This window comes from Frigidibacter sp. MR17.24, from assembly GCF_037095655.1.
GTDB lineage: Bacteria > Pseudomonadota > Alphaproteobacteria > Rhodobacterales > Rhodobacteraceae > Frigidibacter.
Genome location: NZ_JBAWKE010000002.1, coordinates 691,611 through 715,505, shown reverse-complemented (window position 1 = coordinate 715,505; position 23,895 = coordinate 691,611). Strand labels below are relative to the sequence as shown.

The window sequence follows — 23,895 nt, the reverse complement described above, 5'->3', positions numbered from 1 at the left end:
GGCCCGTGCCTCCCCTTCCTCCCCGTCCAGACCGGTCTCCTCCCCGTGCTCTCCCCGTTCCCGCCGCAGCCCGGCCGCCCATGCTGAGCGTCCTCGGCATCACCTTCCCGATCTTCGCGACCATCGGGCTTGGCTATCTCCTCACCCGGCGCGGGCTCTTCGCCCCGGGCGACATGTCGGTGCTGGGGCGCTTCGTCATCAACATCGCCCTGCCGGCGCTGATCTTCACCGGCGTCACCTCGCGCCCGCTGGGCGAGGTCTTCGACGCCGGCTATGCCATCGGCTACGCGCTGATCGCGCTGCTGAACGGCAGCCTCGGCTTTCTGGTGATGACCCTCGCCGGCTGGCGCGGCCAGAAGCGGGCGGTGGGCGTGCTGGGGATGACCTGCTCGAACTCGGGCTACATCGGCTATCCGCTGATGATGCTGGCCTCGCCCGACCATGCCGGGCCGTTCCTGACGCTGAACCTGATCGTCGAGAATTTCTTCATCGTCCCGCTCGCGATCCTGCTGATGGAGCTGTCGCGCCCGCAGAGCAATGTCGCGCCGCTGCGGCTGATCTGGGCGATCGCGATCGGGCTGCTGCGCCGGCCGATGATCCTGCTGCTGCTGGTGGGGCTGGCGGTGAACCTGTCGGGGATCCCGCTGCCGGTCGGGCTCTCGCGGCTCTCGGCGCTGTTCGCCGCCGCGTCGAGCGCGCTCGCGCTGTTCTACATCGGCGGCTCGCTGGTCGGGCTGCCGCTGCGGGGCAACACCGCGCTCGCCACCACCATCGTGGTCATGAAGCTGTTCATGATGCCGCTGATGGCGCTGGCGGTGCTGCGCTTCGGCCCGATGCTGGGCCTGCCGCCGGTGGGCCCCGGCTTCGACTTCGCGCTGATCGTCACCGGCGCGCTGCCGATGCTGGGGGTCTACGCGATCCTCGCGGCCGAGCACCGGCAGGAGGGCATGGCCTCGATCGCGCTGCTCGGTGGCACCGCCACCGCCTTCTTCACGCTTTCGGCGCTGCTGGCGCTGACGCACTGACACCCGGGACGGGGGCCGGGGCCGCGGGCTTCTGCCGCGACAGCTGCACTGCAAGGATCCCGGCCGCGACCACGGCGACACCGATCACGTCGTTGCGCCCGATGTGCTCGCCCAGCGTCAGCGCGGCGACGATCACCCCGAAGAACGGGTTGAGGAAGTGGAAGGTCGCGGCCCGCACCGCGCCGATCCGCGCGACCAGCAGGAACCAGACCCAGGTCGCCAGCACGCCGGGGATCAGCGTGGTGTAGACGAAGGCCAGCAGCAGGCGGCCATTCCAGTCGACCTGCGGCACCTCGGTCGCGGCGGCGACCACCGCGAGGATCGCCGCGCCCACGAACATCTGCAGCCCGACGACCATCAGCACGCTGCCGCCGCCCGCCGCGCCGCGCACCGTCAGCGTGGCGATCGCCAGCGCCAGAGCGCCCGCGACGCACAGCCCGATCGAGGCGAGGTCGGCGCCGCCCGACAGCCGCGCGCCCATGATGATCGCCACGCCCACGACGCCCGCGGCCAGCCCCGCCAGCCCCATCGGCCGCACCCGGTCGCCGAAGACCGCCCAGCCAAGCGCCGCGACCAGCAGCGGCATGGTCGAGGCGATGATCGCGGCCAGCGAGGCCTCGATCCGCTGCATCGCGACGAAGTTCAGCCCCAGGTAGAGCGCGTTCTGGCACAGCCCGAAGATCACCACCGCGCGCCACTGCGCCCGCGGGATGCGGAAGCTGGCGCCCCCGGCCCGCGCGATGGCGCAGGCGACGATGCCCGAGGCCGCGAAGCGCGCGGCCAGCGCCCAGAGCGGCGGCGCATCCTGCACGATCATCCGCGCCGAGGCGAAGGCCGAGGACCACATGAAGGCGAAGGCGACGCCCATCAGGATCGCGCGAATGTCCATGGCGTGGGGCTCCGTGACAGCAAGGGAGTGGCGGCCGCGGGGGCCCGGAAACGAAAAGGGCCGCGGCGCGCATGCGCAGCGACCCTTGCAGCACCCGTGCCCGACCGCAAGTGCGACCGCAAGGGCCGGCGATCGTCCGGTGCCGCCCCGGTCCCGTGCGGGCGGGGGCGGCGGTCAGCGGCCTCAGCCGTTGACGACGTCCTTCAGCGCCTTGGCGATGGTGACCTTGACGACCTTGTCGGCCGGCTTGGTCATGGTCTCGCCGGTGGCGGGGTTGCGCACCTGGCGCTCGGGGCGCGCACGGCACAGGACCTTGCCGATGCCCGGCAGCGTCACGGCGCCACCAGCGGCCACTTCCTTCGCGACCACGTCCGAGATCGCGTCCAGCGCGGCCGTCGCGGTTTTCTTGTCCGAGCCCATGGCTTCGGCGACGGCGGCGACCAGCGCGGTCTTCGTCATCGGTTTGGTCATGTCCTATCTCCTCACATTGCCCCGTTCGGGGTCATGTTTCCGCCTTTTGCCGGCACCCAAGCTCCATCACAGGTTTTCACCCTGCAAGGCAAGGGGTTTTCGCTGCCCCGGCACCGGAAACCGGCCGGAATCCCCAAGTTTAGGCGGAAATCAGAGAAACGCGGTCTCCTCGAAGCTGCGCAACTTCCGGCTGTGTATCCGTTCGAGCGGCATCTCGCGCAAAAGCTCCATCGCCCGCACCCCGATCTCGAGGTGCCGGCTGACCTGCGTGCGGTAGAAGTCGCTCGCCATGCCCGGCAGCTTCAGCTCGCCGTGCAGCGGCTTGTCCGACACGCACAGCAGCGTGCCGTAGGGCACCCGGAACCGGAAGCCGTTCGCGGCGATCGTGGCGCTCTCCATGTCCAGCGCCACCGCGCGGCTCTGGCTCAGCCGCTGCACCGGGCCGGACTGGTCGCGCAGCTCCCAGTTGCGGTTGTCGATGGTCGCCACGGTGCCGGTGCGCATGATCCGCTTCAGCTCGTAGCCTTCCAGCTTGGTCACCTCGGCCACCGCGTCCTGCAGCGCGATCTGGATCTCGGCCAGCGCCGGGATCGGCACCCAGACCGGCAGGTCGTCGTCCAGCACGTGGTCCTCGCGCAGATAGGCATGGGCCAGCACGAAATCGCCCAGCGACTGCGAATTCCGCAGCCCCGCGCAGTGTCCCACCATCAGCCAGGCATGCGGGCGCAGCACCGCGATGTGGTCGGTCGCGGTCTTGGCGTTCGACGGGCCGACGCCGATGTTGACCAGCGTGATCCCCTGCGCGCCCTCGCGCATCAGGTGGTAGGCCGGCATCTGCGGCATCTTGCCAAGGCTCTGCAGCACGCCCTCGGCATCCATCCGCAGGTTCCCCGGCCCGATGAACCCGGTATAGCCCGAGGCGGGATCGGCCAGCACCCGGCGGGCGAGGGCCTCGAACTCGTCGACATAGAACTGGTAGTTGGTGAACAGCACGTGGTTCTGGAAATGCGCCGGGTCGGTCGCGGTGTAATGCGCCAGCCGCGCCAGCGAATAGTCGACCCGCTGCGCCGTGAACGGCGCGAGGTGCCCCGAGCCGTCGGGATGCGACAGGTTGGTGCCGTTGACGATGTCGTCGTCCATCGTCGCCAGCTCGGGCACGTCGAAGACGTCGCGCAGCGAGAAGTCCAGCACCCCCTCCTGCGGCACCGCGATGCCGGGCTGGCCCGCGACAGCGAAATGCACCGGCATCGGCGTCGAGGACGGGCCGACGGTGACGGGCACGCCGTGGTTGCGGATCAGGTGGCCAAGCTGCTGCACGAGATAGTCGCGAAACAGCTGCGGCCGGGTGATCGTGGCGCTGTAGGTGCCGGGCACGGCGACATGGCCGAAGCTCAGGCGCGAATCCGACCGCAGGTAGCTGTCGGTGGTGATCCGCACCTCGGGGTAGAAGGCGCGCTGCCGCGCCGACGGGCGGCCGGCGGTGATCGCGGCGTTGAACCCCTCGATCAGGAAGCCCGTGGCCTGGTCATAAAGCGTGCAGAGCCGCGCGACGGCGGCCTCGGGGTCCATGAAGGCCTCGCCGGCGCGGGCGGGCGGGGTCTGCAGGCGCGCGGCCTGCGGCGTGCGGTCAAGCGCGGTCATTCGAACAGCTCCGTCAGTTCGAACTTCGTCACGTCCACGAGCCCGAGGTCCGAGATCCGAAGTTCGGGGATCACCACCAGCGCCAGCAGCGAATGCTGCATGTAGGCGTTGTTGAGCGTGCAGCCGCAGTCGGCCATCGCCGCCACCATCCGGCCCGCCGCCGCCGCGACCTCGGCCGCGGGGCTGTCGCTCATCAGCCCGGCGATCGGCAGCGCCACGCTCGCGGTCTCGGCCCCGTCCTTCCAGACGGTGATGCCGCCGCCCATCTCGCCCAGCCGCATCGCCGCGGCCGCCATCATCGCCCGGTCGGTGCCGACGACGATCATGTGGTGGCTGTCATGCGCCACGGTCGACGCCATCGCCATCCGGCCCCGGTAGCCGAAGCCCGAGACGAAGCCGTTCACCACCTTGCCGGTGCCGCGGTGGCGCTCGACCAGCGCGATCTGGGCCACGTCCTGCGCCGCGCCGGGTTCGACCACGCCCTCGGTCACCGTCAGCCCGGCGGTCAGCGCCTTCGTTGGGGCCTGGTTCTCGACCACGCCGATCACCTTGGCGGTGACGCTGTTCGCGCCCTCGGGCGCCGCGATCTCGAAATCCGCGGCGGTCAGGTCGCGGCCCAGGTGCACGGTCGCCCGCGCGGCCTCGGGCCAGTCGTAATGCGGGCACTCGACCTTCAGCACGCCGTCCTCGGCCACGACCCGGCCGCGCGCGATCACCACCTCGATCGGCAGCGTCGCGAGATCCGAGGTCAGGATCACGTCCGCCCGCCGCCCCGGCGCGATCGAGCCCAGCTCGCGCTCCAGCCCGAAATGGGTGGCGGTGTTGATCGTGGCCATCTGCAGCGCGACCAGCGGCTCGCAGCCGCAGTCGATCGCGTGACGCACCACGCGGTTCATGTGGCCGTCGTTGACCAGCGTGCCGGAATGGCAGTCGTCGGTGCACAGGATGAAGCCCCGCGGATCGAGCCCCTTCTCGGTCACCGCCGTGATCTGGCTTTTCACGTCGTACCAGGCCGACCCCAGCCGCATCATCGACCGCATCCCCTGACGGACGCGGGCGATGGCATCGGCCTCGCCCGTGCCCTCGTGATCGTCCGCCGGCCCGCCCGCGGCATAGGCGTGGAACGGCAGGCCGAGATCGGGCGAGGCGTAATGCCCGCCCACCGTCTTGCCCGCCCGCTGGGTGACCGCGATTTCGGCCAGCATCTTCGGATCGCCCGCGACGACACCCGGGAAATTCATCATCTCGCCCAGCCCGACGATGCCGGGCCACTGCATCGCCTCGGCCACGTCCTCGGCCGAGATCTCGAAGCCGGTGGTCTCCAGCCCCGGCGCCGAGGGCGCGCAGGAGGGCATCTGGGTGAAGATGCTCACGGGCTGCATCAGCGCCTCGTCATGCATCATCCGCACGCCGTCCAGCCCGAGGACATTGGCGATCTCGTGCGGGTCGGTGAACATGGTGGTGGTGCCGTGGGGGATCACGGCGGCGGCGAATTCGGCCGGTGTCAGCATGCCGCTTTCGATGTGCATGTGCCCGTCGCAAAGGCCGGGGATCATGAAGCGGCCCGCGGCCTCGATGATCTCGGTCTCCACGCCGATGCAGTGGCCCGCGTCGGGGCCGACGAAGGCGACGCGGCCCATCGCGATGGCGATGTCGTGGTCGGGCAGCACCTCGCGGGTGTGGACGTTGACCCAGATCCCGCCGCGGATCACCAGATCCGCCGGCCGGCGCCCCGCGGCCACGGCCACCAGATGCGGTGCGGCCTCGGCCCAAGTTTTCAGCGATGCATGTTCCATGCCGAAATCTGGACCGGCCCGGGCGGCTGTGCAAGTGACCAGTTTGCGACGGTCTCGCCGCACTGCGGCGGTGTCCGGGGGGTGCACAGGGGGTGCACAGGGGGTGCACGGATGTCACCCCCCTGTTTTCCTGCCCTGCCAAGGGCTTGCCCGAAACAGGCGCCGGGGGGCCTGCGAGGCCCCCCGGACCCCCCGCGCCCGGTCGCGACCCCGGCGGAACCGCGGGGGCGGGGGGCGGGTTTTCCGGGCGACGGAGGTGCGCGCCATGCGGCTGATCTATTACCCCGACAGCGAGCCCGGGATCTCGCGCCACCGCTGCGGCCGCGGCTTCAGCTACCGCGCCGCCGACGGCACCACGATCGACGACCGCGGCGAACGGGCGCGGATCGCCGCGCTCGCCGTGCCGCCGGCCTACGAAAAGGTCTGGATCTGCCCGCGGATCAACGGCCACCTGCAGGCGACGGGCTTCGATGCCCGCGCCCGCAAGCAGTACCGCTATCACCCCGACTGGACCCAGATGCGGTCGCTGGCGAAGTTCGACGGCCTCGCCGCCTTCGGCGCGGCGCTGCCCCGGATCCGGCGCGCCATCGCCCGCGACCTGCGCGGCGAGGCCGGGGACGAGGCCTTCGCCGTCGCCGCGGTGCTGCGGATGATCGATCGGCTGTCGATGCGCGTCGGCACCCCGGCCTATGCCAGCGAAAACAACAGCTTCGGCGCGACGACCCTGCGCCGGCGCCACCTGCGCCTGACCGACAGCAAGCTCACGCTCGACTACACCGCCAAGGGCGGCAAGCGGGTGCGCGCGACCGTCGCCGACCGCACGCTGAACCGGGTGCTCGCCGATCTCGACGACCTGCCGGGCCGGACGCTGTTTCGCTGGATCGACGACGAGGGCCGCTCGCGCCCGGTCAGCTCGGGCCAGGTCAACGACCGGCTGTCCGAGCTGGTCGAGGACGAGCACGCCACCGCCAAGACCTTCCGCACCTGGAACGGCTCGGTCGCGGCGCTGCAGGCGGCGATGACCGACGGGCCGGTGACGATCCGCGCCATGACCGAGGCCGCGGCCGCGCGGCTGCACAACACCCCCACCGTCTGCCGCAAGAGCTACATCCACCCCGCGGTGCTGGCGCTTGCGGATCTCGAAGCGCCCGAGCGGCAGGCGCTGATCGACGGCGCGCCGCCGCGCGACGGGCTGGCCGCGCCCGAGCGCGGGCTTCTTCACCTGCTTGGCGAAAGCGCGCTTTCTTCTGCCAAGGCCGTGGCTTAGGCTGTCCGCAACGCCGCCGGAGGCCCCGATGACAGACACCGCTTCGCCCCCTGTCGTGACCATCGCCTACTGCACCCAGTGCAACTGGCTGCTGCGCGCCGGCTGGATGGCGCAAGAGCTGCTGTCGACCTTCGGCGAGGACCTTGGCGGGGTGACGCTGGTCCCCGCGCATGGCGGCCGGTTCGAGATCACGATCGGCGAGCTGGTGATCTGGGAGCGCAAGCGCGACGGCGGCTTCCCGGACGTGAAGGCGCTCAAGGGCCGGGTCCGCGACGCCGTCGACCCCGAGCGCAGCCTCGGCCATCTCGACCGGGGGCCGGTGGGCTGATGCACCTTCTGACCCTTGGCCACGGCTATACCGCGCAGGCGCTGGCGCGGCGGGTGATCGCCGCCGGCGGCACCGTCACCGGCACCACCCGCACCCCCGACCAGGCCGAACGGCTGCGCGCCGAGGGCTGGGACGTGCAGGTCTGGCCCGGGGTCGACCTCGCGCCGCTGCTGGCGCGGGCAAGCCACGTGCTGGTGTCGATGGCGCCGGGCGAGGCGGGCGATCCGCTGCTCGCGGCGGCGCGCGACAGCTTCCGTGGCATCGCGCCGGACTGGATCGGCTATCTCTCGACCACGGCCGTCTATGGCGACCACGGCGGCGGCTGGGTCAGCGAGGACACGCCGCTGGCGCCCTCGACCCGGCGCGGCCACCAGCGGGTCGCGGCCGAGCGCGACTGGCGGGCGCTGGCCGAAGCCGAGGGGCTGGCGCTGACGGTGTTCCGGCTGGCCGGGATCTACGGCCCCGGGCGCGGCCCGTTCGAGAAGGTGCGCGAAGGCACGGCGCGCCGGATCCTGAAGCCGGGGCAGGTGTTCAGCCGCATCCATGTCGAGGACATCGCCAGCGTGCTGATGGCCTCGATCCGGGCGGGCGACCGCGACGGGGTCTACAACGTCTGCGACGACGATCCGGCGCCGCCGCAGGACGTGATCGCCCATGCCGCCGCGCTTCTGGGGCTGCCGCTGCCACCGGCCGTCGATTTCGCGACGGCCGAGATGACGCCGATGGCGCGCAGCTTCTACATGGAAAACAAGCGGGTGCGGAACGACCGGATGAAGGCGCTGGGCGTCACGCTGGCCTATCCGACCTATCGCGAGGGGCTGGCGGCGCTGCTGGCCGCCGAACCCGGGTAGTCGCGTCCCGGGTCCGGGGCAGGCCCCGGGACAACTCCCGGGCCAGATCTCACGCGTGGCCGCGCGCGCGCTTCGCGTCGGCCACGGTGATGGCGAAGATCACCAGCCCGCCCAGCGACAGCGCCGCGCCGACATAGCCCGACGAGGGGAAGCCGTAGCCCATCGCGATCACCTGCGCCGCGAGCCACGGCCCGAGCGCGTTGGCGACGTTGAAGGCCGAGTGGTTCAGGGCCGCCGCCAGCTGCTGCGCCTCGCCGGCCACGTCCATCAGCCGGGTCTGCAGCACGGTGGACAGCCCGCCGATCACGCTCATCGAGAAGACCGCGATCCCCATCGTCCAGATCGAGCCGGTGGCGACGGGATAAAGCGCCAGCACGATCGCGCCGAGGATCAGGCTGGCGAAGCCCGCGGCGGTCTGGTTGCGGTCGGCGGCCCAGCCGGCGAGGAAGGTGAAGGCGGTCATGCCCACCCCCGCGACCATCAGCATCACCGGCTCCATCGACGGCGGCGCGCCCATCGTCGTCTTCAGCGTCGAGGCGAGGTAGGTGTAGACGGCGAAGAAGCCGCCAAAGCCGACGGCGCCCGTGGCCAGCGTCAGCCAGACCTGCCGGTTCTTCAGGGCGGCAAGTTCCGACAGCGGGTTCGAGCCCGGCTTCGGCCGGTCCTTCGGCGCCATCAGGAAAACCGCGACCGCGGTCAGCGCCGCCAGCACGCCGACAAGGCCGAAGCCCCAGCGCCAGCCGACGGTCTGGCCAAGGATGCTGGCGAAGGGCACCCCGATCGTGGTGGCGATGGTCAGGCCCACGAGGATCCGCGCCACCGCGGCCGAGCGGCGGTTGGCCGGCACGACCGAGGCCGCGACCAGCGCCGCCACGCCGAAATAGGCGCCGTGCGGCATGCCCGACAGGAAGCGGAACGCCAGCATCGTGCGGAAGTCGGGCGCCAGCGCCGACAGGACGTTGAAGATGCCGAAGGCCACCATCAGCAGCACGAGGAGCATCCGGCGCGAGATCTTCGCCCCCAGCACCGCCAGCAGCGGCGCGCCGACCACGACGCCCAGCGCATAGGCCGAGATCACCTCGGAGGCCTTGGCCTCGGAGATGCCGAGGTCGGGCGAGAAGTAGGGCACCAGCGCCATGGCCGCGAATTCGGTCGTGCCGATCGCGAAGCCGCCAAGGGCAAGGGCGAGGATGACGAGCCGCGGCGAGGTCGGCACCGGCGCGCTTTGGGTCGAGACGGGCGCAGCGCCAAGACCCGCGATGTCGGCAGGGGACTGGGACACGGGGATCAAACTTTCAAGACTACGGGATCCAGGGAATCCGGATTGCCTCCCTGTCTCGCGATCTGATCCTTCGCCCGGCGAAAGGCAAGTCCCGGATCCGCGAATTTCGCCGCGACGCGGCACAACCTCGGCGGGTCCGCGCCGCCGCTGCTCACTTTCCGTCAGGATGCGGGGTTTCGCGGCGGCCGGCGGTCAGCCGCGGCCGCGCGCGGGCTGCGCCATGCCGACGCCCAGCACCTGCAGCACCTTCGCCTCGATCTGGGCGGCGTCCATGCCCGCGATCTCGTACATCCGGGCGGGGCTGGCCTGGTCGATGAAGATGTCGGGCAGCACCATCGAGCGGAACTTCAGCCCATGGTCGAACACGCCCTCGTCGGCCAGAAGCTGCGCGACATGGCTGCCGAAGCCGCCGATCGCGCCCTCTTCCACGGTGATCAGCGCCTCGTGGTCGCGGGCAAGCCGCAGGATCAGATCGCGGTCCAGGGGCTTGGCGAAGCGCGCATCGGCGACGGTGGGCGACAGGCCGCGCCCGATCAGCGCCTCGCGCGCCGCCATCACCTCGGACAGCCGGGTGCCGAAGGACAGGATCGCGACGCGCCCGCCCTCGGCCACGATGCGGCCGCGGCCGATTTCCAGCGGCTGCCCGCGCTCGGGCATCTCGACCCCGGTGCCCTCGCCGCGCGGGAAGCGGAAGGCGATCGGGCCCTCGTCATGGGCAACGGCGGTGGCGACCATGTGCTTCAGCTCCGCCTCGTCGGCGGCGGCCATCACCACCATGCCGGGAAGGTTCGCGAGGAAGGCCACGTCGAAGGCGCCGGCATGGGTCGCGCCATCCGCGCCGACAAGGCCCGCGCGGTCGATGGCGAAGCGCACCGGCAGGCGCTGGATCGCGACGTCGTGCACCACCTGGTCGTAGCCGCGCTGCAGGAAGGTCGAGTAGAGCGCGCAGAACGGCTTCAGGCCGCCCGCCGCCATCCCGGCCGAGAAGGTCACGGCATGCTGTTCGGCGATGCCGACGTCGAAGCAGCGGCGCGGGAACTTTTCGGCGAAGAGATCGAGCCCGGTGCCGTCCGGCATCGCGGCGGTGACGGCGACGATGCGGTCGTCGCGCGCGGCCTCGTCGATCAGGGCGCGGGCGAAGACCTTGGTATAGGCGGGGGCGTTCGACTTGGCCTTGGCCTGCTCGCCGGTCAGCACGTCGAACTTGCCGCGGGCATGGCCGCGGTCGGCCGCGGTCTCGGCCGGGGCATAGCCCTTGCCCTTGCGGGTGATCGCGTGGATCAGCACCGGGCCGGTGGCGCGGGCCTTGACCGTGCGCAGCAGCGGCAGCAGCTGGTCGAGGTCATGGCCGTCGACCGGGCCGATGTAGGAAAAGCCCAGCTCCTCGAACATGGTGCCGCCGACGGCGATGCCCTTGAGCATCTCCTTGGCGCGCTTGGCGCCTTCCTGCAGCGGCGGCGGCAGCAGGCCGATCGCGCCCTTGGCGGCGGCCTTCAGCTCGTGGAACGGGCCCTCGGAATACAGCCGGGCGAGATAGGTCGACAGCGCCCCGGTGGGCGGCGCGATCGACATCTCGTTGTCGTTGAGGATGACGAACAGCCGCTTCTGCAGGTGGCCCGCGTTGTTCATCGCCTCGAAGGCCATGCCCGCCGACATCGAGCCGTCGCCGATGACCGCGATCGCGTCGCCCGGGTCCGCCCCCAGTTCGCGCGCCATGGTGAAGCCGAGCGCGGCCGAGATCGAGGTCGAGCTGTGGGCGGCGCCGAACGGGTCGTAGGGGCTTTCCGAGCGCTTGGTGAAGCCCGACAGGCCGTTTTCGGTGCGCAGCGTGCGGATGCGGTCGCGCCGGCCGGTCAGGATCTTGTGCGGATAGCACTGGTGGCCGACGTCCCAGATCAGCTTGTCGCGCGGCGTGTCGAAGACGGCATGGATCGCGACCGTCAGCTCGACCACGCCGAGGCCCGCGCCCAGGTGACCGCCGGTCTCCGAGACCGCGCTGATCGTCTCGGCGCGCAGCTCGTCGGCCAGCACCTTCAGCTCGCGGTCCGACAGCGCCCTGAGGTCCGAGGGCAGGGTGACCCGGTCGAGGGTCGGGGTCTTCGGTCGCTCGCCCATCGAGGCGGTCCTTTCCGTTCGTCGCGCCGGCCGGTCAGGCCTTGCGGGCAATGGCAAAGCGGGCCGCGGCCCGCAGCGGTTCGGCCCGCTCGGCGTAGGGGGCCAGCGCGGCGCAGGCCTCGTCCGCCAGCGCCGCGGCCCGGGCGCGCGCGCCGTCGAGCCCGAGCAGCGAGACGAAGGTGGCCTTGCCCGCCGCGGCATCCTTGCCGACGCGCTTGCCGGCGGTCTGCGCATCCCCTTCGACATCCAAGATGTCGTCGGCGATCTGGAAGGCAAGCCCCAGCGCCGCGGCATAGGCCGCGAAGGGGGCGCGGTCGGCGCCGGCCAGGATCGCGCCCGCCTCGGCCGCGAAGCCGATCAGCGCGCCGGTCTTGCCGGCCTGCAGGCGGGTGATCTCGGGCAGGGTCAGGGTGCGGCCCTCGCGCGCCAGCACGGTCTCGGCCGCGATGTCGAGCGCCTGGCCCAGCACCATGCCCTCGGCGCCGCTGGCGCGGGCCAGAGCCGCGACCAGCGCGACGCGCGCCTCGGCCGGGCCCAGCCGCGGGTCGGTGCAGAGTTCGAAGGCGAGGGTCTGCAGCGCATCGCCGGCCAGCACCGCCGTCGCCTCGTCCCAGGCGACATGCACCGTGGGCCGGCCGCGGCGCAGGTCGTCGTCGTCCATGCAGGGCAGGTCGTCGTGCACGAGGCTGTAGGCGTGCAGCGCCTCGACCGCCATCGCCGCGGGCATCGCCGCGGCGCGGTCGATCCCGTGCAGCGCCGCGGTTTCCAGCACGAGGAAGCCGCGCAGGCGCTTGCCGCCCTCGAGCGCGTAGCGCATCGCCGCGATCACCGGCGCGTCGTCACGCCCGTCGAGGCACCGCGAAAGCGCCGCGCCGATCTCGGCGGCAGTGTCGGACAGCCGGGTCTCGAATTCCATCGCGCGGGCGGCCTCAGAGACCTTCCACCGGCGACAGGCCGTCGGGCTTGCCGTCGGCGCCGAGGGTGATCTTGGCGACCTTCTCCTCGGCGGCCTTCAGCTTGGCCTCGCAATGGGCCTTGAGCGCGGCGCCGCGCTCGTACAGGCCGATCGAGGCCTCGAGCGGCACGTCGCCGCGTTCGAGCTGGCCCACCACCTGCTCGAGCGCCTTCATCGCCTCTTCGAAGCTCATCGCGGCAATGTCTTCCATCGGGGGCTCCCTCGGGCTTCACGCGTCGGGCCCGTATAGCGCCGCGGCGCAGGCAAGGCCAGCCCGCGGGCGGTCTCTATTCCGGCATCAGCATGTAGCCGGCGCCGCGCACCGTCTGCAGATAGCGCGGCTCGCGCGGGTCGCCCTCGATCTTGCGGCGCAGGCGGGTGATCTGCACGTCGACGGCGCGCTCCTGCGCGGTCTCGGCGGCCGAACCCTTGTCGCGGCCCAGCTCCTCGACCAGGGTCTGGCGGCTGATCGGCTCGCCGACCTTGCTGGCGAAGATCCGCATCAGCGCCGCCTCGGTCGCGGTCAGGCGGATCAGGCTTTCGCCATGCCACAGCTCGCCGCGGCCAAGGTCGTAGCGCACCGGGCCGAGATGGATGAATTTCGGCCCCGCCTCGACCGGCGTCGGCGCGCGGCGCAGGATCGCGTTGATCCGCAGCAGCAGCTCCTTGGGCTCGAACGGCTTGGCGAGGTAGTCGTCCGCGCCGGCCTCCAGCCCTTCGATCCGCTCCGAGGTCTCGCCCCGCGCGGTCAGCAGCAGGATCGGCACCGTCAGCGTCCGACGCAGGTCGCGCGTCAGGCTGACGCCGTCCTCGCCCGGCATCATCACGTCCAGCACCAGCAGGTCGAATTCCAGCCCGGCGAGGATCCGGCGGGCATGCGCCGCGTCGCGCGCCGCGGTCACCATGAAGCCGTTGCGGGCGAGGAACTTCTGCAGAAGTCCCCGGATCCGCTCGTCGTCATCCACGACCAGAAGGTGGGTGTCGCCCGTCATCTCTCGTCTGTCCTGCCGTCTACCGTGCCGTCCCGGGGCCGCCCGGGTCCTTCGCGCCGTCCTTCATAGATTGATAATAGCGCCGGAGGTCCGGGTCCATCATCGCCTCGAGGACCTGACGGAACCCCGCCACCGCCGCCGGGCCCGCGGTGCGGTAGGCCGCGCGCATCCGGGCGCGCTGCGCCTCGGACAGCTCGCGCTCGAAGCTCTCGCCGGCCTCGGTCAGGAACAGGTTGCGCTCGCGCTTGTCGCGCCGGCCGACGCGGGCCTCGACCAGGCCGTCCTCGACCAGGGTGCGCAGCACCCGGTTCAGCGACTGCTTGGTCACCCCCAGCATCGCCAGCAGGTTGGTCACCGTCTGGCCCTGGTCGCGGTGGATGAAATGCAGCGCCCGGTGATGGGCGCGGCCATAGCCACGGGTCTCGAGAATCCGGTCGGGATCGGCGGTGAAGCCGCGATAGGCGAAGAACATCGCCTCGATTCCCTTGCGCAGCTGCTCGTCGGTCAGGAACAGCAGGTTCTCGCCGCCCGGTGACGGCGCTGCCGTGATGGTGCGTGCCAAGGCTCTCCCCCCTCTTCACGTTTCTTTTCGTCGCGGCGGATTTTATGTCAGCGATGTTGACTTTCCAAGAATCAAACGTTAGCTCCCGGCCATGATTTACGCAATTTTGTGTCCCTCGTGGCCGGCATTGCGGTAATTTTCGAAAATCGCCGGGGGTTCCGGCGAGAGATCAGGCGGGCGGGACCCGCAAAGGAGTGACGAGATGGCCGGGGCTTACGACGATCGCGACGGCAAGATCTGGATGGATGGCAAGCTGGTGGAGTGGCGCGACGCGAAGGTGCACATCCTGACGCATGCGCTGCACTACGCCTCGAGCGTGTTCGAGGGCGAACGCTGCTACAACGGCAAGATCTTCAAGGGCGTCGAGCATTCGATCCGCCTGCGCAAGTCGGCCGAGCTGCTGGACATGGAGATCCCCTATTCGGTCGAGCAGATCGAGGAAGCCAAGTACGCGATGCTGAAGGCGAACGGCTGGACCGACGCCTATGTGCGCGCGGTGGCCTGGCGCGGCGCGGGCGAGGACATGGGCGTCTCGGCGGCGCGCAACCCGGTGCGGCTGGCGGTCGCCGGCTGGGAGTGGGGCGCCTATTACGGCGATGCCAAGATGAAGGGCGCGAAGATCGACATCGCGAAGTGGAAGCGTCCCTCGCCCGAGACGATCCCGACCGCGGCGAAGGCCGCCGGCCTTTACATGATCTGCACCATGTCCAAGCACGCGGCCGAGGCCAAGGGCTTCTCGGACGCGCTGTTCATGGACTATCGCGGCTATGTCGCCGAATGCACCGGCGCGAACATCTTCTTCGTCAAGGGCGGCGAGGTGCACACGCCGCTGGCGGACGCCTTCCTGAACGGCATCACCCGCCAGACCGTCATCGCGATGCTGCGCGAGCAGGGCGTCACCGTGCATGAGCGCCACATCATGCCGGACGAGCTGGAAGGCTTCGAGCAGTGCTGGCTGACCGGCACCGCAGCCGAGGTGACCCCGGTCGGCCAGATCGGTCCGTACACCTTCGAGGTGGGCCAGCTGACCCGCGACACCGCCGCGGCCTACGAGAAGCTGGTGCGCGCCTGACAAAGGGCCGCGCCTGAAACGGGGCCAAGCCTGAAACGGGGCCGGGGCGTCTTGCGGGACGGCCCGGCCCCTGTCCGTTGCGGCAGTGACCCCGGCGCCGGACCCGGGGTGAGGCCCGGGATGAGATCCGGGGCGAAATCCGGCGGCGGGGGCCAAGTTTCCCTTGCCCAGCGGGGGAGAGGCCTCTATAGGGGCGCATCCTGCGATGCCCGGGCTCCGTCCGGGGATTCGCTCGTGTGTTGTCCACCAGGCCGAAGGTCACCCGACCTCAATTGCGAGGGGCCTTCTGGTGATGTCGAAAGGAAAAGGCGCCATGAACGCCAAGGAACTCGGGTCCAAGACCCCCGACCAGCTCCGTGACGAGCTGCTCGCGCTCAAGAAAGAAGCCTTCAACCTGCGCTTCCAGCAGGCGACGGGCCAGCTCGAGAACACCGCGCGGATGCGCGTGGTGCGTCGCGACGTCGCGCGCATCAAGACCGTTCTCAACCAGAAGGCCGCCGCCGCGGCCGTCGCGAACTGAGGAGCTGACACATGCCCCGTCGTATCCTGCAAGGCACCGTCACCTCGGACAAGAACGAGCAGACGATCACCGTCCTGGTCGAGCGCCGCTTCCCGCACCCGGTCATGAAGAAGACCGTGCGCGTGACCAAGAAGTACCGTGCCCACGACGAGAACAACACGTTCAAGGTCGGCGACACCGTGCGCATCATCGAATGCGCGCCGATCTCGAAGTCGAAACGCTGGACCGTGGTGACCGAGCAGGCCTGAGGCCTGAGCGGACACCGGCCGAAAGGTCCGGTCTCTAATCGAAACCCTGGGGCGCCGAAGTCTGTGAGAGGCGTCTCCAAAGGTCGGGAGTAACTCCATGATCCAGATGCAGACCAATCTGGATGTCGCTGACAACTCCGGCGCTCGCCGAGTTCAGTGCATCAAGGTCCTGGGTGGCTCGCACCGTCGGTATGCCTCCGTGGGCGACATCATTGTGGTGTCGGTCAAGGAAGCCATTCCGCGCGGCCGCGTGAAGAAGGGTGACGTCCGCAAGGCCGTCGTCGTTCGCACCGCCAAGGAAGTCCGTCGCGAAGATGGCACCGCCATCCGCTTCGACCGCAACGCCGCCGTCATCCTGAACAACCAGGGCGAACCGGTCGGCACCCGTATCTTCGGGCCGGTCGTTCGCGAACTGCGCGCGAAGAACTTCATGAAGATCATCTCGCTCGCCCCGGAGGTGCTGTGATGGCTGCCAAGCTCCGCAAAGGTGACAAGGTCGTCGTCCTGACCGGCAAGGACAAGGGCAAGCAGGGCGAGATCGCTTCGGTGTCCCCGAAGGACGGCAAGGCCGTCGTGGAAGGCGTGAACATCGCCATCCGCCACCAGCGCCAGACGCAGACGACCCAGGGCGGCCGCACGCCGAAGGCGATGCCGATCGACCTGTCGAACCTCGCGCTCATCGACGCCAACGGCAAGGCCACCCGCGTCGGCTTCCGCATGGAAGACGGCAAGAAGGTGCGTTTCGCCAAGACCACCGGGGACGTGATCTGATGCTGGACACCGCGACCTATACCCCGCGCTTCAAGACGCTCTACAAAGAGACGATCCGCGCCGCGCTGAAGGAAGAATTCTCGTACAAGAACGAGATGATGATCCCGAAGCTCGACAAGATCGTGCTGAACATGGGCGTCGGCGAAGCCGTCAAGGACACCAAGAAGGTCAAGCAGGCCGCCGAAGAGCTGACGCTCATCGCCGGTCAGAAGGCTGTCATCACCAAGGCCAAGAAGTCGATCGCCGGCTTCCGCGTCCGTGAAGAGATGCCGCTGGGCTGCAAGGTCACCCTTCGTGGCGACCAGATGTATGAATTCCTCGACCGCCTGATCACGATCGCCCTGCCGCGCGTCCGCGACTTCCGCGGCGTCAAGGGCACCTCGTTCGATGGCCGTGGCAACTACGCCTTCGGCCTGAAAGAGCACATCGTGTTCCCCGAGATCGACTTCGACAAGGTCGACGAAGTTCTCGGCATGGACATCATCATCTGCACCACCGCGAAAACCGACGCGGAAGCGAAGGCGCTGCTGAAGCAATTCAGCATGCCCTTCAACAGCTGATCGCGGGAAGGGAAAACCAATGGCTAAAGTTTCCATGGTCGAACGCGAGAAGAAGCGCGCGAAGCTGGTGAAGCGTTACGCTGCCAAGCGCGCCTCGCTCAAGGCCGTCATCGAAGACCAGTCGAAGCCGATGGAAGAGCGTTTCAAGGCGACTCTGAAGCTGGCCGAGATGCCGCGCAACTCGTCGGCCGTCCGTCTGCACAACCGCTGCCAGCTGACCGGCCGGCCGCACGCCTACTACCGCAAGCTGAAACTGTCGCGGATCATGCTGCGCGAACTGGCCTCGTTCGGCCAGATCCCGGGCATGGTCAAGTCGAGCTGGTAAGGAGATCGCACAATGCAGTTGAACGATCCGCTCGGCGATATGCTGACCCGCATCCGGAACGCACAGCTCCGGGGCAAGTCGACCTGCCGCACCCCCGCCTCCAAGCTTCGCGCCTGGGTGCTGGACGTGCTGAAGGACGAGGGTTACATCCGCGGCTACGAGCCGGTGACCGTTGACGGCCACCCGGAGCTCGAGATCAGCCTCAAGTACTTCGAAGGCACCCCGGTGATCCGCGAACTCAAGCGCGTGTCCAAGCCCGGCCGCCGCGTCTACATGTCCGTCAAGGACCTGCCGTCGCCGCGCAACGGTCTCGGTGTCTCGATCGTCTCCACGCCGAAAGGCGTCATGTCCGATGCACACGCTCGCTCCGCCAACGTCGGTGGCGAAGTGCTGTGCACCGTGTTCTGAGGAGGGTCTCATGTCTCGTATCGGCAAGAAACCCGTCGCACTGCCCAAGGGCGTGACCGCGACGATCTCCGGCCAGACCATCGAGGTGAAGGGTCCGAAAGGCACCCGCTCGTTCACCGCGACCGACGACGTCACGCTCGCCCAGGAAGACGGCGCGATCACCGTGACGCCGCGCGGCACCTCGAAGCGCGCCCGCCAGCAATGGGGCATGGCGCGTTCGATGGTCGAGAACCTGGCCACCGGCGTGACCACCGGTTTCAAGAAAGAGCTGGAAATCCAGGGCGTCGGCTACCGCGCCGCCATGGCCGGCAACGTCCTGAAACTCTCGCTCGGCTACTCGCATGAAGTGAACTTCGACGTGCCGAAGGGCGTGACCATCACGACCCCGAAGCAGACCGAGATCGTCATCGAGGGCATCGACCAGCAGGAAGTCGGCCAGGTGGCCGCGAACATCCGCGACTGGCGCCGTCCCGAGCCCTACAAGGGCAAAGGGATCCGCTACAAGGGCGAGTTCATCTTCCGCAAGGAAGGCAAGAAGAAGTAAGGGCTGCGACAATGGCGAACACGAAACGCGATCTGTTCCTCAAGCGCCGCCTGCGCGTTCGGAACAAACTGAAGAAACTGGCCGACGGCCGCGCGCGCCTCAGCGTGCACCGCTCGTCCAAGAACATCAGCGTCCAGCTGATCGACGACGTGAAGGGCGTGACCATCGCGGCCGCCTCGTCGCTCGAGAAGGATCTGGGCGTTGTCGGCAAGAACAACGTCGAAGCCGCCGCCAAGATCGGCGCGGCGATCGCCGAGCGTGCCAAGAAGGCCGGGATCGAAGAGTGCTACTTCGACCGCGGCGGCTTCCTGTTCCACGGGAAGATCAAGGCGCTGGCCGATGCCGCCCGTGAAGGCGGCCTGAAGTTCTGATCCATCGCGCGGTGCCCCCGACCGGGGCGCCGCGCACCCTTTTGCAGGGGCGCGGCCGGGTCTGCCGGAGGCGCCCCTCGATGATCCGGGACAGTGCCTTCGGGCCGTCACCTGGATTGATCCAACGGGCCGCTTAAGATGCCCAAGATACGGAGGCCTCAATGGCTGAACGTGAAAACCGCCGGGACCGCCGCGCCGAGCGCGAGGAAACCCCGGAATTCGCCGAACGTCTCGTCGCGATCAACCGCGTCTCGAAGACCGTGAAGGGCGGCAAGCGCTTCGGCTTCGCCGCGCTCGTGGTCGTCGGTGACCAGCGTGGCCGCGTCGGCTTCGGCAAGGGCAAGGCCAAGGAAGTGCCGGAAGCGATCCGCAAGGCGACCGAGCAGGCCAAGCGCTCGCTCGTGCGCGTGCCGCTGAAGGACGCCCGCACCCTGCACCACGACATGGAAGGCCGCCACGGCGCGGGCCGCGTCGTGATGCGTGCCGCCCCGGCCGGTACCGGGATCATCGCCGGTGGTCCGATGCGCGCCGTCTTCGAGATGCTGGGCGTCCACGACGTGGTCGCCAAGTCGCTCGGCTCGCAGAACCCCTACAACATGATCCGCGCCACCATGGACGGTCTGAAGCTGGAAACCTCGCCCCGTCAGGTCGCGCAACGCCGCGGCAAGAAGGTGGCCGACATCCTGCGTCGTGCCGAAGCCGAAACGGTCGAAGCGTAAGGAGAGGCAGACATGGCAACCATCGTCGTCAAGCAGATCGGCTCGCCGATCCGTCGCCCCGCCAAGCAGCTCGCGACCCTCAAGGGTCTCGGCCTGAACAAGATGCACAAGACCCGTGAACTCGAAGACACCCCCGCCGTCCGCGGCATGGTGAACTCGATCCCCCACATGGTCGTGATCATCGAAGAAAAGGCCTGAGCCTCACCGCTCTGGCTGAACAGGGGAGGGCGCCGCAGCAGTGGCGCCCTTTTCCGTTAAAGGCGCCTCCGGCACCTCCGGCCCATTTTCGACTTTGCCGAAATATCCCGGGGTCCGGGGCAGAGCCCCGGCGTCCGCCCGATCGCGAGCCGTCCGGCACATGAGGTTCCGCTTGATTGCCGCACCGCCTGCCGCTATAGGCCCCCGGTGGCCCCGCGCGGGGTCATGAATCATCACATATGCCGCGTGTCCCCCTCTGTCGCTTGCGGGGGGATTTCCGGCCAAGGAGAAGCGACATGAAACTTCACGAACTTCGCGACAATCCCGGCTCCTCGCGCAAGAAGAAGCGCGTCGCCCGTGGTCCCGGCTCGGGCAAGGGCAAGACCGCCGGCCGCGGTATCAAGGGCCAGACCTCGCGTTCGGGCGTGGCGCTCGGCGGCTACGAAGGCGGCCAGATGCCGCTGTACCGCCGCCTGCCCAAGCGTGGCTTCTCGAAGCCGAACCGCAAGGAATACGCGGTGATCAACCTCGGCCTGATCGAGAAGTTCGTCGCCGCCGGCAAGCTCGACATCTCGGCCGAGATCACCGAGGACCTGCTGGTCGCCGCGGGCGTCACCGGCCACAAGCGTGACGGCATCCGCGTCCTGAACAAGGGCGAGGTCACCTCGAAGCTGAACATCACCGTCACCGGCGCCTCGGCCTCGGCGGTGGAAGCGGTCGCGAAGGCGGGTGGCAAGCTCACCACCGCCGCCCCGGTCGCGGCTGCGGCGGAATAAGTCGTTGTGGGCGGCCGCAAGGCCGCTTACACAGACACCGTGTTATTCCAGGCGCCGCCGACCGTGACACGGTCTGGCGGCGCTGTTGCTTGAGAAGAGACCGCACATGGCATCTGCCGCAGAGCAAATGGCCGCGAACCTCAGCTGGGGCGCGCTCGGGAAGGCGACCGATCTTCGCCAACGCATCTTCTTCACGGTCGGTCTGCTGATCGTCTACCGGCTGGGCACCTATATCCCGGTTCCGGGGATCGACGGTGGTGCGCTGCGCCAGTTCATGGACAGCGCCGCCTCTGGCCTCGGGGGCATCCTGTCGATGTTCACCGGCGGCGCGCTGGGCCGGATGGGGATCTTCGCGCTCGGGATCATGCCGTACATCTCGGCCTCGATCATCGTGCAGCTGCTGACCTCGCTGGTACCCTCGCTCGAAAACCTGAAGAAGGAAGGCGAGGCGGGCCGCAAGAAGATCAACCAGTACACCCGCTATGCCACCGTGGCGCTGGCGCTGTTCCAGGCCTATGGCCTTGCGCGCAGCCTCGAGGCCGGCAGCCTGGCGCACGAGCCGGGGATCTTCTTCCAGGCCACCGTGGTGATCACGCTGGTCGGCGGCACGATGTTCCTGATGTGGCTGGGCGAACAGATCACCGCCCGCGGCATCGGCAACGGCATCTCGCTGATCATCTTCGTCGGCATCGTCGCCGAGATCCCTTCGGCGCTGGCGCGGTTCCTCAGCCAGGGCCGCTCGGGCACGATCTCGCCCGCCGTCATCATCGGCGTGCTGGTGATGGTGATCGCGGTGGTGGCCTTCGTCGTGTTCATGGAACGCGCGCTGCGCAAGATCCACATCCAGTATCCCCGCCGCCAGGTGGGCATGAAGGTCTATGACGGCGGCTCGTCGCACCTGCCGATCAAGGTGAACCCGGCGGGCGTGATCCCGGCGATCTTCGCCTCGTCGCTCCTGCTGCTGCCGACCACGATCTCGACCTTCTCGGGCGGCGCGACCGGCCCGGTGATGTCGACGATCCTGGCCTACATGGGCCCGGGCCAGCCGCTCTACCTGCTGTTCTTCGTGCTGATGATCGTGTTCTTCGCGTATTTCTACACGGCGAACGTGGCGTTCAAGACCGATGACGTGGCCGACAACCTGAAGAACCAGGGCGGCTTCATTCCCGGCATCCGCCCGGGCAAGCGGACCGAGGAATACCTCGAATACGTCGTCAACCGGATCCTTGTGCTCGGTTCGGGCTATCTCGCGCTGGTCTGCATCCTGCCCGAGATCCTGCGTCACCAGCTGGCGATTCCCTTCTACTTCGGCGGTACATCGGTGCTGATCGTGGTCTCGGTGACGATGGACACGATCAACCAGGTGCAGTCCCATCTGCTGGCGCACCAGTACGAAGGGCTGATTGAAAAGTCCCAGCTCCGCGGGCGTAAATCGTCGAAGGGGCCGCGCAAGGCTCCGGCCCGGCGCTGACATAAGGTTAAGACTATGCCGAACATCATCCTCCTCGGTCCTCCCGGTGCCGGCAAGGGCACCCAGGCCGCCCGCCTGGTGGCCGAGCGGGGCATGGTCCAGCTCTCGACCGGCGACATGCTGCGCGAGGCCAAGACCTCGGGCACCGAGATGGGCCGGCGCGTGGCCGAGGTCATGGACCGGGGCGAGCTTGTCACCGACGAGATCGTCATCGGCCTGATCGAGGAGAAGCTGGCCACGGCCGGCGGCAACGGCTTCATCTTCGACGGCTTCCCGCGCACGCTGCCGCAGGCGGATGCGCTGGGCGAGCTTCTGGCGCGGACCGGCCAGCGGCTGGATGCGGTGATCCAGCTCGTCGTCGACGACGCGGCGCTGATCTCGCGCATCGAGGGCCGCGCCGCCGAGGCGCTGGCCGCGGGCAAGCCGGTGCGCGCCGACGACAACGCCGCCGTCTTCGCCGACCGGCTGCGCGCGTATTACAAGAGCACCTCGCCGCTGATCGGCTACTACTACGCCTTGGGCGACCTGTTCACGGTCGACGGGCTGGCCCCGATCGAGAGCGTCGCGAAGTCGATCGCCAACGTGCTCGACCAGGCGGCCGAGGCCTCGGTCGGCTGAACCACCGACTGAGCGCCGACTGAGCCCCGGCCGGGCGCCGGTGCAGGGGCCGGCGCGGCCACGGGACGCGATGCGCCGGGTGCTCCGGAGGGGCGACCCGATGTCGCGGCGGCGAGCTGCCGCGACACGCCTTGACCTTCGGCGGGAATCCCTCTAGGTCACGGCGTCTCGCAAGAGAATCGTCTTGATTTGCTGAATTTCGCTTTCTTCGAATCAAGTCAGACCGTTGTGGCCCGGGGCGTCTCGCCCGCCGGGCCGCAGTTGTGAAAAAAGGCTCCGGCGCTACGGAGTCGCAACGAAAAGGACATACGCGTGGCACGTATCGCTGGCGTCAACATCCCCACCGGGAAGCGGGTTCCGATCGCGCTTCAATACATCCACGGCATCGGCGCCCAGAACGCCCAGGCCATCATCGACGCCGTCGGCATCGACGCGACCCGTCGCGTCAACGACCTGTCGGATGCCGAAGTTCTGGCGATCCGTGAATACATCGACGCCAACCTGACCGTCGAGGGCGACCTGCGTCGCGAAGTCTCGATGAACATCAAGCGCCTGATGGACCTCGGCTGCTACCGCGGCCTGCGTCACCGCAAGAACCTGCCGGTTCGCGGCCAGCGCACCCACACCAACGCCCGCACCCGCAAGGGCCCGGCGAAGCCGATCGCCGGCAAGAAGAAGTAAGGGGAGGGATCAGCAATGGCTCGTGATAAAACCCGCGTTAAGCGCAAGGAACGGAAAAACATCGCCGCTGGCGTGGCGCATGTGAACTCGTCCTTCAACAACACCAAGATCCTGATCTCGGACGTGCAGGGCAATGCGATCTCGTGGTCGTCGGCCGGCACCATGGGCTTCAAGGGCTCGCGCAAGTCGACGCCCTACGCCGCCCAGATGGCCGCCGAGGACGCGGGCAAGAAAGCCCAGGAACACGGCGTGAAGACGCTTGAAGTCGAAGTGCAGGGCCCGGGTTCGGGTCGGGAATCGGCGCTGCGCGCGCTGGCTGCCGTCGGCTTCAACATCACTTCGATCCGCGACGTGACGCCGATCGCGCACAACGGCTGCCGTCCGCCGAAGCGCCGCCGCGTCTGACGCACCGCTTACCGACCCGGGCCGCGCGGCGACG

At 69.0% G+C, this 23,895-nt stretch carries 31 protein-coding genes; 21 read left to right on the top strand and 10 right to left on the bottom strand.

Annotated elements, in window-relative coordinates; all coding sequences use genetic code 11:
• The first annotated feature begins 80 nt into the window (after window positions 1-80).
• Window positions 81-1,025, top strand: a complete 945-nt coding sequence (locus tag V8J39_RS10785; RefSeq protein WP_336460884.1) for an AEC family transporter — start codon at window positions 81-83, stop codon at window positions 1,023-1,025.
• Here the strand turns inward: V8J39_RS10785 and V8J39_RS10780 are convergent.
• The 4 genes from V8J39_RS10780 to V8J39_RS10765 all read right to left on the bottom strand — a co-directional run bounded on the left by V8J39_RS10780 (window position 991) and on the right by V8J39_RS10765 (window position 5,822).
• A complete protein-coding gene (locus V8J39_RS10780; RefSeq protein ID WP_336460883.1) occupies window positions 991-1,914 on the bottom strand; it encodes a DMT family transporter in 924 nt (307 codons plus the stop codon). The genes V8J39_RS10785 and V8J39_RS10780 overlap by 35 nt on opposite strands.
• Before the next feature lie 183 nt (window positions 1,915-2,097).
• Window positions 2,098-2,385 (bottom strand): HU family DNA-binding protein, encoded by a 288-nt coding sequence (locus tag V8J39_RS10775; RefSeq protein ID WP_336460882.1) that lies wholly within the window; start codon window positions 2,383-2,385, stop codon window positions 2,098-2,100.
• Between the two features lie 150 nt (window positions 2,386-2,535).
• Complete coding sequence (locus tag V8J39_RS10770; protein WP_336460881.1) at window positions 2,536-4,026, bottom strand: AMP nucleosidase; 1,491 nt, start codon at window positions 4,024-4,026, stop codon at window positions 2,536-2,538.
• Window positions 4,023-5,822, bottom strand: coding sequence for an adenine deaminase (locus V8J39_RS10765; protein ID WP_336460880.1), 1,800 nt, complete (start codon window positions 5,820-5,822; stop codon window positions 4,023-4,025). The genes V8J39_RS10770 and V8J39_RS10765 overlap by 4 nt, the downstream gene beginning before the upstream one ends.
• Window positions 5,823-6,087: 265 nt before the next feature.
• Between V8J39_RS10765 and V8J39_RS10760 the strand changes: the two genes are divergently transcribed.
• Genes V8J39_RS10760 through V8J39_RS10750 form a run of 3 tightly spaced genes read left to right on the top strand, consistent with a single transcriptional unit; the run spans window position 6,088 to window position 8,268 of the window.
• Window positions 6,088-7,089, top strand: coding sequence for a DNA topoisomerase IB (locus V8J39_RS10760; protein WP_336460879.1), 1,002 nt, complete (start codon window positions 6,088-6,090; stop codon window positions 7,087-7,089).
• A gap of 28 nt (window positions 7,090-7,117) precedes the next feature.
• Entirely contained in the window at window positions 7,118-7,417 is a 300-nt protein-coding gene (locus V8J39_RS10755; protein ID WP_336460878.1) for a SelT/SelW/SelH family protein, read from the top strand.
• Window positions 7,417-8,268: an SDR family oxidoreductase gene (locus V8J39_RS10750; protein WP_442902576.1), complete on the top strand. Its 852-nt coding sequence runs from the start codon at window positions 7,417-7,419 to the stop codon at window positions 8,266-8,268. The genes V8J39_RS10755 and V8J39_RS10750 overlap by 1 nt, the downstream gene beginning before the upstream one ends.
• Window positions 8,269-8,317: 49 nt before the next feature.
• Here the strand turns inward: V8J39_RS10750 and V8J39_RS10745 are convergent, their stop codons facing one another.
• The 6 genes from V8J39_RS10745 to V8J39_RS10720 form a co-directional block, all read right to left on the bottom strand.
• Complete coding sequence (locus V8J39_RS10745) at window positions 8,318-9,550, bottom strand: MFS transporter (protein ID WP_336460877.1); 1,233 nt, start codon at window positions 9,548-9,550, stop codon at window positions 8,318-8,320.
• 192 nt (window positions 9,551-9,742) lie between these two features.
• Window positions 9,743-11,665, bottom strand: coding sequence for a 1-deoxy-D-xylulose-5-phosphate synthase (gene dxs, locus V8J39_RS10740; RefSeq protein ID WP_336460876.1), 1,923 nt, complete (start codon window positions 11,663-11,665; stop codon window positions 9,743-9,745).
• Between the two features lie 34 nt (window positions 11,666-11,699).
• Entirely contained in the window at window positions 11,700-12,581 is an 882-nt protein-coding gene (locus tag V8J39_RS10735) for a polyprenyl synthetase family protein (protein WP_336460875.1), read from the bottom strand.
• Window positions 12,582-12,594: 13 nt separating this feature from the next.
• Window positions 12,595-12,831 carry an exodeoxyribonuclease VII small subunit gene (locus V8J39_RS10730; protein ID WP_336460874.1) on the bottom strand — a complete coding sequence of 79 codons (237 nt, stop codon included), beginning with the start codon at window positions 12,829-12,831 and terminating at the stop codon, window positions 12,595-12,597.
• A 76-nt stretch (window positions 12,832-12,907) separates the two neighbouring features.
• On the bottom strand, window positions 12,908-13,612 hold the full coding sequence (locus V8J39_RS10725; protein ID WP_336460873.1) for a response regulator: 705 nt from the start codon (window positions 13,610-13,612) through the stop codon (window positions 12,908-12,910).
• 19 nt (window positions 13,613-13,631) lie between these two features.
• Window positions 13,632-14,174: a MarR family winged helix-turn-helix transcriptional regulator gene (locus V8J39_RS10720; protein ID WP_336460872.1), complete on the bottom strand. Its 543-nt coding sequence runs from the start codon at window positions 14,172-14,174 to the stop codon at window positions 13,632-13,634.
• A gap of 202 nt (window positions 14,175-14,376) precedes the next feature.
• Here V8J39_RS10720 and V8J39_RS10715 point away from each other — a divergent pair, with 202 nt between their 5' ends.
• The 17 genes from V8J39_RS10715 to rpsK all read left to right on the top strand — a co-directional run bounded on the left by V8J39_RS10715 (window position 14,377) and on the right by rpsK (window position 23,861).
• Complete coding sequence (locus V8J39_RS10715) at window positions 14,377-15,246, top strand: branched-chain amino acid aminotransferase (RefSeq protein WP_336460871.1); 870 nt, start codon at window positions 14,377-14,379, stop codon at window positions 15,244-15,246.
• Window positions 15,247-15,559: 313 nt separating this feature from the next.
• Window positions 15,560-15,766, top strand: coding sequence for a 50S ribosomal protein L29 (gene rpmC, locus V8J39_RS10710; protein ID WP_336460870.1), 207 nt, complete (start codon window positions 15,560-15,562; stop codon window positions 15,764-15,766).
• A gap of 11 nt (window positions 15,767-15,777) precedes the next feature.
• Window positions 15,778-16,014 (top strand): 30S ribosomal protein S17, encoded by a 237-nt coding sequence (gene rpsQ, locus V8J39_RS10705; protein ID WP_336460869.1) that lies wholly within the window; start codon window positions 15,778-15,780, stop codon window positions 16,012-16,014.
• A 97-nt stretch (window positions 16,015-16,111) separates the two neighbouring features.
• On the top strand, window positions 16,112-16,480 hold the full coding sequence (gene rplN, locus V8J39_RS10700; RefSeq protein WP_022705624.1) for a 50S ribosomal protein L14: 369 nt from the start codon (window positions 16,112-16,114) through the stop codon (window positions 16,478-16,480).
• Complete coding sequence (gene rplX / locus V8J39_RS10695; RefSeq protein ID WP_336460868.1) at window positions 16,480-16,785, top strand: 50S ribosomal protein L24; 306 nt, start codon at window positions 16,480-16,482, stop codon at window positions 16,783-16,785. Before rplN ends, rplX begins: the two co-directional genes overlap by 1 nt.
• Window positions 16,785-17,345: a 50S ribosomal protein L5 gene (gene rplE, locus V8J39_RS10690; RefSeq protein WP_336460867.1), complete on the top strand. Its 561-nt coding sequence runs from the start codon at window positions 16,785-16,787 to the stop codon at window positions 17,343-17,345. Before rplX ends, rplE begins: the two co-directional genes overlap by 1 nt.
• 19 nt (window positions 17,346-17,364) lie before the next feature.
• Window positions 17,365-17,670: a 30S ribosomal protein S14 gene (rpsN, locus tag V8J39_RS10685; RefSeq protein WP_336460866.1), complete on the top strand. Its 306-nt coding sequence runs from the start codon at window positions 17,365-17,367 to the stop codon at window positions 17,668-17,670.
• A gap of 12 nt (window positions 17,671-17,682) precedes the next feature.
• The gene (rpsH, locus tag V8J39_RS10680) at window positions 17,683-18,078 is read left to right on the top strand and encodes a 30S ribosomal protein S8 (RefSeq protein ID WP_336460865.1); all 396 of its coding nucleotides are present in this window, start codon (window positions 17,683-17,685) and stop codon (window positions 18,076-18,078) included.
• Window positions 18,079-18,088: 10 nt separating this feature from the next.
• A complete protein-coding gene (rplF, locus tag V8J39_RS10675) occupies window positions 18,089-18,622 on the top strand; it encodes a 50S ribosomal protein L6 (RefSeq protein ID WP_336460864.1) in 534 nt (177 codons plus the stop codon).
• An 11-nt stretch (window positions 18,623-18,633) separates the two neighbouring features.
• Entirely contained in the window at window positions 18,634-18,993 is a 360-nt protein-coding gene (rplR, locus tag V8J39_RS10670; RefSeq protein ID WP_336460863.1) for a 50S ribosomal protein L18, read from the top strand.
• Window positions 18,994-19,154: 161 nt separating this feature from the next.
• Entirely contained in the window at window positions 19,155-19,712 is a 558-nt protein-coding gene (rpsE, locus tag V8J39_RS10665) for a 30S ribosomal protein S5 (RefSeq protein ID WP_336460862.1), read from the top strand.
• Between the two features lie 12 nt (window positions 19,713-19,724).
• The gene (rpmD, locus tag V8J39_RS10660) at window positions 19,725-19,910 is read left to right on the top strand and encodes a 50S ribosomal protein L30 (protein WP_336460861.1); all 186 of its coding nucleotides are present in this window, start codon (window positions 19,725-19,727) and stop codon (window positions 19,908-19,910) included.
• A 296-nt stretch (window positions 19,911-20,206) separates the two neighbouring features.
• The gene (rplO, locus tag V8J39_RS10655; RefSeq protein ID WP_336460860.1) at window positions 20,207-20,686 is read left to right on the top strand and encodes a 50S ribosomal protein L15; all 480 of its coding nucleotides are present in this window, start codon (window positions 20,207-20,209) and stop codon (window positions 20,684-20,686) included.
• Between the two features lie 106 nt (window positions 20,687-20,792).
• Entirely contained in the window at window positions 20,793-22,157 is a 1,365-nt protein-coding gene (secY, locus tag V8J39_RS10650; protein ID WP_336460859.1) for a preprotein translocase subunit SecY, read from the top strand.
• A gap of 15 nt (window positions 22,158-22,172) precedes the next feature.
• Complete coding sequence (locus tag V8J39_RS10645; RefSeq protein ID WP_336460858.1) at window positions 22,173-22,775, top strand: adenylate kinase; 603 nt, start codon at window positions 22,173-22,175, stop codon at window positions 22,773-22,775.
• A 312-nt stretch (window positions 22,776-23,087) separates the two neighbouring features.
• Window positions 23,088-23,456 (top strand): 30S ribosomal protein S13, encoded by a 369-nt coding sequence (gene rpsM / locus V8J39_RS10640; protein ID WP_336460857.1) that lies wholly within the window; start codon window positions 23,088-23,090, stop codon window positions 23,454-23,456.
• A 15-nt stretch (window positions 23,457-23,471) separates the two neighbouring features.
• The gene (rpsK, locus tag V8J39_RS10635) at window positions 23,472-23,861 is read left to right on the top strand and encodes a 30S ribosomal protein S11 (protein WP_336460856.1); all 390 of its coding nucleotides are present in this window, start codon (window positions 23,472-23,474) and stop codon (window positions 23,859-23,861) included.
• The last annotated feature ends 34 nt before the right edge of the window (window positions 23,862-23,895 follow it).

Bases quoted from the DNA above. Each gene is read 5' to 3' on its own strand.
- V8J39_RS10785 (WP_336460884.1), top strand. From the start codon at position 81: ATGCTGAGCGTCCTCGGCATCACCTTCCCGATCTTCGCGACCATCGGG.
- V8J39_RS10780 (WP_336460883.1), bottom strand. From the start codon at position 1,914: ATGGACATTCGCGCGATCCTGATGGGCGTCGCCTTCGCCTTCATGTGG.
- V8J39_RS10775 (WP_336460882.1), bottom strand. From the start codon at position 2,385: ATGACCAAACCGATGACGAAGACCGCGCTGGTCGCCGCCGTCGCCGAA.
- V8J39_RS10770 (WP_336460881.1), bottom strand. From the start codon at position 4,026: ATGACCGCGCTTGACCGCACGCCGCAGGCCGCGCGCCTGCAGACCCCG.
- V8J39_RS10765 (WP_336460880.1), bottom strand. From the start codon at position 5,822: ATGGAACATGCATCGCTGAAAACTTGGGCCGAGGCCGCACCGCATCTG.
- V8J39_RS10760 (WP_336460879.1), top strand. From the start codon at position 6,088: ATGCGGCTGATCTATTACCCCGACAGCGAGCCCGGGATCTCGCGCCAC.
- V8J39_RS10755 (WP_336460878.1), top strand. From the start codon at position 7,118: ATGACAGACACCGCTTCGCCCCCTGTCGTGACCATCGCCTACTGCACC.
- V8J39_RS10750 (WP_442902576.1), top strand. From the start codon at position 7,417: ATGCACCTTCTGACCCTTGGCCACGGCTATACCGCGCAGGCGCTGGCG.
- dxs (WP_336460876.1), bottom strand. From the start codon at position 11,665: ATGGGCGAGCGACCGAAGACCCCGACCCTCGACCGGGTCACCCTGCCC.
- V8J39_RS10735 (WP_336460875.1), bottom strand. From the start codon at position 12,581: ATGGAATTCGAGACCCGGCTGTCCGACACTGCCGCCGAGATCGGCGCG.
- V8J39_RS10730 (WP_336460874.1), bottom strand. From the start codon at position 12,831: ATGGAAGACATTGCCGCGATGAGCTTCGAAGAGGCGATGAAGGCGCTC.
- V8J39_RS10725 (WP_336460873.1), bottom strand. From the start codon at position 13,612: ATGACGGGCGACACCCACCTTCTGGTCGTGGATGACGACGAGCGGATC.
- V8J39_RS10715 (WP_336460871.1), top strand. From the start codon at position 14,377: ATGGCCGGGGCTTACGACGATCGCGACGGCAAGATCTGGATGGATGGC.
- rpmC (WP_336460870.1), top strand. From the start codon at position 15,560: ATGAACGCCAAGGAACTCGGGTCCAAGACCCCCGACCAGCTCCGTGAC.
- rpsQ (WP_336460869.1), top strand. From the start codon at position 15,778: ATGCCCCGTCGTATCCTGCAAGGCACCGTCACCTCGGACAAGAACGAG.
- rplN (WP_022705624.1), top strand. From the start codon at position 16,112: ATGATCCAGATGCAGACCAATCTGGATGTCGCTGACAACTCCGGCGCT.
- rplX (WP_336460868.1), top strand. From the start codon at position 16,480: ATGGCTGCCAAGCTCCGCAAAGGTGACAAGGTCGTCGTCCTGACCGGC.
- rplE (WP_336460867.1), top strand. From the start codon at position 16,785: ATGCTGGACACCGCGACCTATACCCCGCGCTTCAAGACGCTCTACAAA.
- rpsN (WP_336460866.1), top strand. From the start codon at position 17,365: ATGGCTAAAGTTTCCATGGTCGAACGCGAGAAGAAGCGCGCGAAGCTG.
- rpsH (WP_336460865.1), top strand. From the start codon at position 17,683: ATGCAGTTGAACGATCCGCTCGGCGATATGCTGACCCGCATCCGGAAC.
- rplF (WP_336460864.1), top strand. From the start codon at position 18,089: ATGTCTCGTATCGGCAAGAAACCCGTCGCACTGCCCAAGGGCGTGACC.
- rplR (WP_336460863.1), top strand. From the start codon at position 18,634: ATGGCGAACACGAAACGCGATCTGTTCCTCAAGCGCCGCCTGCGCGTT.
- rpsE (WP_336460862.1), top strand. From the start codon at position 19,155: ATGGCTGAACGTGAAAACCGCCGGGACCGCCGCGCCGAGCGCGAGGAA.
- rpmD (WP_336460861.1), top strand. From the start codon at position 19,725: ATGGCAACCATCGTCGTCAAGCAGATCGGCTCGCCGATCCGTCGCCCC.
- rplO (WP_336460860.1), top strand. From the start codon at position 20,207: ATGAAACTTCACGAACTTCGCGACAATCCCGGCTCCTCGCGCAAGAAG.
- secY (WP_336460859.1), top strand. From the start codon at position 20,793: ATGGCATCTGCCGCAGAGCAAATGGCCGCGAACCTCAGCTGGGGCGCG.
- V8J39_RS10645 (WP_336460858.1), top strand. From the start codon at position 22,173: ATGCCGAACATCATCCTCCTCGGTCCTCCCGGTGCCGGCAAGGGCACC.
- rpsK (WP_336460856.1), top strand. From the start codon at position 23,472: ATGGCTCGTGATAAAACCCGCGTTAAGCGCAAGGAACGGAAAAACATC.